Here is a 7,908-nt window from a genome sequence, read left to right as displayed (position 1 = left end):
GTCCCCCACCGCCCCACCCACCGCGAAGGCGCCGCCCCCCGTCCCGGAGAACCGGAAGCGCGGGCTCAGCGCCCAGGTGCCGTTCAACGTCAGGTCTGCTCTCGGGTACACAAGCCCCGTCAGCCGGTCCACGAAGGGCGTCACCCGCGCGGCGAGCCGGCCGTTGAAGTCCGCCGTCCGCGACGGCACCCGGTGGGACACCGCCAGCGTCAGGTCCGGCAGCAGCTCCAGGCGTTGCGGCGGGTCCTCCAGGGGTGCACCCCCGACCTGGAGGGTCGTCAGCCGTCTCCCACCTGCCGAGGGGGCTGCCGAGGCGACTGACGGCGTGGCCCCGGGCGCGTCCGGGTCCTCCGTGGGGGCCGCCTCCGTCGCGCGCACGGAGTACGCCACGCCCACGCCCATCCCGGCCTCCACCGACGTGCGCCGGTCCAGCCGGTGCGTCCAGGCGCCGGTGAGGGTCGTCACCGTGGCGCGCGCGCCGGTGGAGAAGCGCGAGTCCGAGTACGCCAGCGTGGTGCTCAGGGTGTGCCGGGGCGCGGGGGAGTTCCCCAGGGACAGCTGCGCGCGAGGCCCGTACTGGAAGGGCACCGCCTCCTTCGCCGTGTCGTCCAGGCCGCCGCTGGCGGAGAAGCCCGCGCTGCCGGACAGCCGCCAGCCGGGGCCCAGCCACACCGTCTCCGCCGCCAGCGTCGTCAGCGAGGAGAGGAAGAACACCGTGTCCACGCCCTCCGGCAGCGGCTGGATGGGGGTGGCCGGCGTGTCCCCGGGCACGGCCGGGTCGTCGTCCAGGCCGCCGCCCAGGGGCAGGTTGGTGAAGAGGTTCACCTGGCCCAGCACGAACTCCTGGGTGCCGTGCAGGGTGAGCCCGCGTGAAGGACGCCAGTCCCCCAACAGCCGCCCCACGTGCTGCACCTCGGTGCGCGGGTTCGTGGTGGCCTCGCGGAAGGAGATGCGCGGCGCGTACTGCACCTCCGCCACCGCGCTGCCGTCGTCGTACTTCAGGCCCACCGTGGGGACGATGTCCACGTCCGCCGCCAGGGGGGACACGGCCGGGCCGGTGGCCTGGGCGTCCATGGAGCGCGCGCGGGTGTCCATGCGGGCCGCGGCGCCGTACGTCACGGAGGCGGAGGCCACCTCCAGCCACAGGCTCGCGAGGGCCGCGTCCAGCATCCGGCTACTCCACCACCACCACGTCGCCGGGGCGCAGGCGGAAGGCGGCCGCGCGGCCCTCGCCACGGATGATGTCCTCGTAGCGCACGCGGATGCGCGTGGGCTGCTCCGCCTGTGGGTCGTCCCGGCGCAGCACGAAGATGCGGTCGCGGTGGGCGTAGTCGGTGAAGCTGCCCGCGGCGCCCAGCGCCTGGAGCAGCGTCGCGCCCGGGTCCAGCACGTGCGCGCCCACGTTGGCCACTTCCCCCAGCATCGTCACGGACATGGGGCGCGCTTCCTCCAGCGACACCGTGACGACGGGGTGGTTGATGAAGTCCTTGAGCCGCGTCTGGATCTGCTGTGCAAGCAAAGCCGGCGAGTGGCCCGCGGCCTCCACGTCGTCCAGGAAGGTGAGGCTGATGTGGCCGTCCTCGCGCACCTTGGCGCGCGTGGTGAGCGCCTCCTGGCCGAAGACCTTCACGTTGAGCACGTCGCCGGGGACGATGCGGTAGGCCGCGTCCGACTCGGTGGGCTTCTCCTGGTAGTCGTTCACCCAGGTGTACTTGCCCAGGCCGCTGCACGCGGGGGCCAGGAAGAGCAGCCCGGCGCACGCGAGCGCGCGGGAGACGGGACCGCGGAATCGGGACGGGCGGGAAGGCATGGCGCTGGAGTTTCTCACGCGGCGGGGGCGGCCGGCACGGCCACCTCCGCACCATTACCACCGCGCTGCTTCGCCATGCGCACGACCTGGAGCAGCTCCGAGGGGCGCACCGCGCCGGTGCCCAGCACGCCCACCACGTAGGCGGTGGCCGTCAGCCCCAGCCGGGGCCACGCCTGCATGCCCGCTCCGGACAGCACCCGGTCCAGGACCCCGCAGCCCACGCACACCGCGGCCGTCTTGGCCACCATGAGGAGCGAGCGCCGGTCGAAGGAGTTGCGTCCCATGCGGCCGAGGAAGAGCACCGTGACGATGACCTCCGTGAGGAACATGGAGAGCGCCGTGGCGGTGGCGCCGCCGGACGGGCCGATGCGGCCGTACAGCCACGGGATGAGCATCAGGTTGAGGATGGGGTTCACCACCGCGCCCATGGTGGCCGCCAGCGTCACCCACCACTCCTTGTTGGACATGGTGAGCCAGATGCTGCTGACCATGGTGACGTAGGCCATCACGAAGATGGGGGACAGCACGCGCAGGGGCAGCGCCGCGGGCTCGAAGCCGGGGCCGCACATCAGGCGCACCCACAGGTCCGCGCCCAGCACCATGGCCATCATCACCGGCACGGTGAACGCGAGCACGCCCTCCAGCGAGCGGCGCGTCAGGTTGGACAGCTCCTCCGGGGAGCGGGCCGCCGCGCGCGACATCATGGGCATCAGCACCCAGCCGAAGATGGGGGAGATGAGGAACGTGAGCCCCGCGATGCTGAACGCACCGCCGTACCAGCCCACCTCCTCCTTCGACGCGAGCTTGCCCAACAGCGACATGTCCGTGCGCCCGTTGCACGCCAGCGCCGCCGCGGTGAGGAAGAACGGCAGGCACGCCTTCATCACCTTCTTCGTCGCGGTGAGGTCGATGCGGAACTTCAGCCCCAGGTGCTCCTTCGCCAGCTTCCAGCTGATGACGAGCTTCACCGCCTCCGACAGCACCATGGGCACGGCCAGCCACTGCAGGCCCACGCCGAACGCGGCCATCAGCGCCAGGCCGCCGCCCCACACAATCTTGGTGATGACGTTGGAGACGGACAGGCCCGCGACCTTGCCCTTGGAGTGCAGCAGCGCGGCCATGGACGCGTTGATGACCATGAGCGACTGGGCCACCGCGAACCACTGCACCAGGTGCTGCACCTCCGGGGGCTCGCCGGTGTGGTGGAGCACCAGCGCCAGCGCCACCATCAGGACGAGCGTCATCGCCAGGCGCAGCAGCATCGTGGTGCCAAAGAAGTCGCTCGCGTGCTCCGGGCGGACGGGGACCTCCTTGCGGATGTACGTCTCCAGGCCCAGGTTCGTGGCCACGAAGAACGTGGCGGCGAACGCCTCCGACCAGTTGAAGTAACCGAACGCCTCCGGCCCCAGGTAGCGCGGCATCAGCGCGCGGATGCCCAGCGCGATGGCGTACGTCACCATCAGCGAGCCACCGAGCTGCAGGGTGCTGCGGACCGCGCCGCGCACTTCGTTCGCACGGGCGCCGTCGTCGGCTTCAGCGGAGGGGGAGGTCGGACTGTTCACGGTCATGGATGATGCGGGCCTTCGGGGCTGCGCACGCCAGGGGAGGAAGGCCCGCCCCATGGAAAAACGAACGGGCCCGGCGCGTCAACGCCGGGCCCGGGAGCACACGCTGGTTGCTAGCTTGCTCCGCGACCGGTGATGACCACCGGCACCGTCTGCAGGAGCAGCCGCAGGTCGCCGGTGAGGCTCCAGTGGTCGATGTACTGCATGTCCAGGTACATCCACTGCTCGAAGGAGATCTGGTTGCGGCCGGACACCTGCCAGATGCAGGTGAGGCCCGGGCGCACGGACAGGCGGCGGCGCTGCCACGTCTCGTACTTCGCCACCTCGCTAGGCACCGGCGGGCGCGGACCCACGATGCTCATCTCACCGCGGAGCACGTTGAGGAACTGGGGCAGCTCGTCGATGGAGAACTTGCGGATGAAACGACCGATGCCGGTGATGCGCGGGTCGTTCTTCATCTTGAAGACGGGGCCGGTCTGCTCGTTCTGCGCGGCCAGCCGCTCCTTGAGCTCCTCCGCGTTCACCACCATGGAGCGGAACTTCAGCATGTAGAACGGCTTGCCGTGCTGCCCGGTGCGCAGCTGCTTGAAGAAGATGGGGCCGCGCGAGGTGAGCTTGATGCAGGCGGCCACCACCGCGAACAGCGGCAGCAGGGCCCACAGCGCCACCGCGGACACCGCGATGTCGAACAGGCGCTTCATGGCCATCTGGTGCGGCTTGGGCGCCACCGCGGCGAAGTGCAGGTAGCCGTCCGCCACCGCGCGGGACTCCACCGGGCGGGCGCGGTCCAGGCGGAACGAGTGCGCCGGCAGCGCGAACGGCACGCCGAAGCGCTCCGCCAGCTTGATGGCCGCCTGCATGGACTCGCCCTGCTTGAGCGTGTTGCCCGCGATGTAGACCTCGCTGACGGGCAGCGTGCGCAAGAGGCGCTCCAGCTCGTCCGCGGGCCCCAGCACGTCCGCCGGCAGGCTGTCGCCGGAGGCGTGGTCCTCCGGGAAGCGCACGTAGCCCAGAATCTTGTGACGGCCCCGCTTGAGCAGGTCCTCGCCCGTGTAGCGGCCCATGGCGCCGGTGCCCACGATGAGCACCTCCTCCGTGGGGGCCTCCTGCGAGGCCACCTGGCGGAAGACGCCCAGGCGCAGCAGCAGCGCCACCGGCCAGAAGACGAAGAGCAGCGGCGCCAGGCCCACGTGGGCAGCCAGGGGCATCGCCAGCTCCAGCACCGCCTGGATGGTCACCACCGCCAGCGTGGTGACGGACACCAGCGCCACGTGGTCCAGCTTGCTGCGCTCGGCGAAGCGCGAGTCATACAGGCACAGCGCCGTGCCCGTGATGAGCCACACCAGCACCGCCGTCACCACCATGCTGGGCAGCTCCCAGCTCATGGGGAACGTCAGCCCGCCGCGCATATAGGCGGAGCCCAGCAGCACCGCCACCAGCAGCGCCACATCCACGGTGAGGTTCAGCTTCGCCGCGAAGCCAGGAGCCAGGCGCGGCGGATCGGTGACCTCGGCCGCGGCCGTCACCCCCGTCGCCTCGGATGCCTTGACCTCGGCGCTTGCAGTCGCACTGCTCATCGTGTCCACCCCCCTCTGCTCACGTTCGGCTCTTGCAGAGGATACCGTCTAGACTAGAAAAGTTTAACCAGGAGGAAATGCAAGACTGCCAAATACTGCGTCGCGGCGCAACCACTGCTCAGCAAGAAAGACATGACAACAGGTGAAAGCTTGGACACCCATCCCAGGCGTCGGGTGTGAGTTCCCTTGCGTGGACAGTGAAGTCTGGCGGGGTCATTGGATCCCACCTGGACTCGCCTGTGACCCGGTGGTGCCGCCGACTGCATGTACGATGCCGGTCTGACAGTGGGAGGCCTGTCCCTTCACCGGGCTGGGTCATGGCGGAAGTCATGAGGAAATCCCGAGGGTTGGGGTTGCGGCTCCAGGCGGTCTGTCGCGGTGTAGACGTTGCAGCGGCCGTTCCTTGAGAACGCGGCGAGCGTCACGCCAGCACGCTGGGCCAGGTCGATGGCCAGGGAGCTGGCGGCGGACACGCTGACCACGACGGGGATGCGGGCGCGGGCGGCCTTCTGGACGATTTCGAAGCTGGCGCGGCCGCTGACGGCGAGGACCGTGGGGGCGGCGGGGAAGGGCGGTGTGGGCAACCGGCGCGGGGAGCGCACCGCGCCGGCCAGGACCAGGGCACCCACCACCTTGTCCACGGCGTTGTGGCGGCCCACGTCCTCGTGGGCGGCGAGCAGCTCGCCGTGGGCATCCAGCGCGGCGGCGGCGTGCACGCCACCGGTGAGCTCGAAGGTGTGCTGGATGGCGCGCAGGCGTTCGGTGGCGCGGGCCACGGTGCGGGCGGAGAGGACGGGGCCCGGGGCGATGCTTTCGCAGGTGGCCATCAGGTCGTCCACGTCGCGGCGGCCGCACACGCCGCAGGCGGAGGTGGTGAGGGTGCCGCGGCGGGTGGCCTCCACGCGCTCCAGGTCGAGCACGGCACCGGCGGCGGGGACCACCTCCAGCACGTTTCCGTACCCTTCCTCGCCGGGGTGGCCGCAGTGGAAGAGGCTGCCCAGGTCGTCGCCGTCTTCCAGGATGCCTTCGGCGAAGAGGAAGCCCACCGCGAGCTCGCGATCATGGCCGGGGGTCCGCATGGTGGTGGCGACGGGGTCACCATTCACGCGGATCTCCAGGGGCTCCTCCACGGCCACGCGGTCATCCTCGGCCGCACGGAGGGTGTCTCCGTCGAAGCGGCGCACGGCGCGGTGGGTGACGCCGCGCGGTTCCGGACGGAAGACCTTCGGCGGCGCGGATTGATCACGCAGCCACGCGGTGAGGAAGTCCGCGACCGCACGGACGGTGGCCGGCACGCGCGGGCGCGAGGCCACGGTGGGCGGGAGCGCGGGGGCGTCCGTCACCAGGGCGAGCACGTCGGGGCGCGAGGCCGCGAGCGGGGCTTCCAGGCCCTCGCGCCACACCTCCAGCTTCGGGAGGGGGCCGTCCTTCCAGCCCTCCACGAGCACCAGGTCCACGTCGCGAGCGAGGTGCGTAGGGGACAGGGGCTGCCGGGTGGTGAGCTGCGTGCCGTCCGGCGTGGCGAAGCCGGTGAGGACCGCGCCCGCGGCGTCCAGGCGCGCGGTGTCGCTGCCCGGGCGGTGGAGCGGGTGCGCATCCGAGGAGTGCTTCACGTAGGCGACGCGCAGGCCGCGCGAGGCCAGCTCCGGCAGCAGGCGCTCCAGGAGCGTCGTCTTGCCGGCGCCGGAGTGGCCGATGAGGGCGAGCGCGGGAGCCGGCTTCACGCGGCCTCCACGGCGTGGAAGTCCGGCGAGTCGAAGAGCTGCACGTCCACGGACTCGCCCTGGGCGAAGTCGGCGCGGCCGGCGGGGAGCACGGCCCAGCCCCGGGCGGCCACGTTCTGGAGGATTTGTCCGGCGCCCTGGGGACGCAGGCGGGCCCACGGTTCGACGCCGTCCTCGCGCGTCTCGAGCGCCGCGACGGTGACCAGGTAGGTGAGGCCGGCCTGCTTGTGGCGGGGCTCGGAGAGGCGGGCGCGGGTGACGCGGCGCTGTTCGATGACGCCCTGGTGCTTGAAGAGGAGGGGCCGCGCGAACTGGTCGAAGGCGACGGTGGCGGCGCCGGGGTTGCCGGGCAGCACGACGACGGCGGTGGAGCCCAGGCGGGCCACGGCCACGGGCTTGCCGGGCTTGAGCGCGACGCCATCCACGAGGAAGCGCGCGCCCATCCGGGTGAGGACGCGCTTCACGCAGTCCTTGTCGCCCACGGACGCGCCGCCGGTGGTGATGAGCACGTCGACCTGGGGCGCCAGTTGCTCCAGCTGCGCGTGCAGCTCCGCCTCGTCGTCGCGCGAGCGGGCCAGGTGCAAGACGTCCGCGCCGGCCTCACGGGCGAGTGCGGCCACGAGGAGGCGGTTGCTCTCGAAGACCTGGTGGGGCGCCGCGGGCTGGCCGGGGGGGACGAGCTCATCCCCGGTGGCGACGACGGCGACGCGCGGCGCGGGGCGCACGAGCGCGGTGGCCTCGCCCAGCGACGCGAGCACGCCGAGCACGGTGGCGTCCACGCGCTGGCCGGCGGGGAACAGCGGCGTGCCGGGCATCACCTCTTCGCCGGCGCGGCGCAGGTCATGGCCGGAGGCGACGGAGACGAAGAGGTCCACGTGGGTGCCGTCGTCGGTGGGGCGCGCGGCCTCCTGGCGGACGACGGCGTCGGCGCCGGGGGAGAGGGGGGCGCCGGTGAAGACGCGCGCGGCCTCGCCGGGCTGGAGGGCGCGGCGCGGGAGGTGGCCGGCGTAGACGGTGTCGACGATGCGCAGGCGCGCGGGGCGGTCGCGGTTGGCGCCCCGGGTCTCCTCGGCGCGCACGGCCCACCCGTCCATGGCGGAGTTGTCGCAGCCGGGCAGCGCGCGTGACGCGACGATGCCAGCGGCGAGGAACCGGCCATGGGCCTCCATCAAGGGACGGCGGGCGGGAGCCGCGGGCGCGATGGCATCGAGCGCGGCCAGTCGCGCGGCGGG

General features: G+C 72.1%; 6 protein-coding genes and 1 pseudogene. All 7 read right to left on the bottom strand.

Going from position 1 to position 7,908, the window contains the following annotated elements; all coding sequences use genetic code 11:
• Window positions 1-1,170, bottom strand: a 1,170-nt coding sequence (gene epsX, locus D7W82_RS37000) for an exopolysaccharide export protein EpsX (protein ID WP_120622789.1), incomplete at its 3' end; no start/stop codon positions are given.
• Window positions 1,171-1,174: 4 nt separating this feature from the next.
• The gene (epsY, locus tag D7W82_RS36995; RefSeq protein WP_120622788.1) at window positions 1,175-1,810 is read right to left on the bottom strand and encodes an exopolysaccharide export protein EpsY; all 636 of its coding nucleotides are present in this window, start codon (window positions 1,808-1,810) and stop codon (window positions 1,175-1,177) included.
• Between the two features lie 14 nt (window positions 1,811-1,824).
• Window positions 1,825-3,378, bottom strand: a complete 1,554-nt coding sequence (gene wzx / locus D7W82_RS36990; protein WP_233588165.1) for an exopolysaccharide biosynthesis flippase — start codon at window positions 3,376-3,378, stop codon at window positions 1,825-1,827.
• Between the two features lie 110 nt (window positions 3,379-3,488).
• Window positions 3,489-4,961 (bottom strand): exopolysaccharide biosynthesis polyisoprenyl-phosphate hexose-1-phosphate transferase EpsZ, encoded by a 1,473-nt coding sequence (gene epsZ / locus D7W82_RS36985; protein WP_120622787.1) that lies wholly within the window; start codon window positions 4,959-4,961, stop codon window positions 3,489-3,491.
• Window positions 4,962-5,254: 293 nt separating this feature from the next.
• Window positions 5,255-6,202, bottom strand: coding sequence for a formate dehydrogenase accessory sulfurtransferase FdhD (gene fdhD / locus D7W82_RS36980; RefSeq protein ID WP_370451133.1), 948 nt, complete (start codon window positions 6,200-6,202; stop codon window positions 5,255-5,257).
• 84 nt (window positions 6,203-6,286) lie between these two features.
• Window positions 6,287-6,676: pseudogene (gene mobB / locus D7W82_RS42625) on the bottom strand (molybdopterin-guanine dinucleotide biosynthesis protein B); the annotation flags it as partial.
• On the bottom strand, window positions 6,673-7,908 hold a 1,236-nt coding region (glp, locus tag D7W82_RS36975), incomplete at its 5' end, for a gephyrin-like molybdotransferase Glp (RefSeq protein WP_147439737.1). The gene glp and the pseudogene mobB, both read right to left, overlap by 4 nt.

Origin of the sequence: Corallococcus sp. CA049B (assembly GCF_003611685.1) — a bacterium.
Classification (GTDB): Bacteria; Myxococcota; Myxococcia; order Myxococcales; family Myxococcaceae; genus Corallococcus; species Corallococcus coralloides.
The sequence above is the reverse complement of the archived record's forward strand: the minus strand, read 5'-3'. Positions and strand labels throughout refer to the sequence as shown.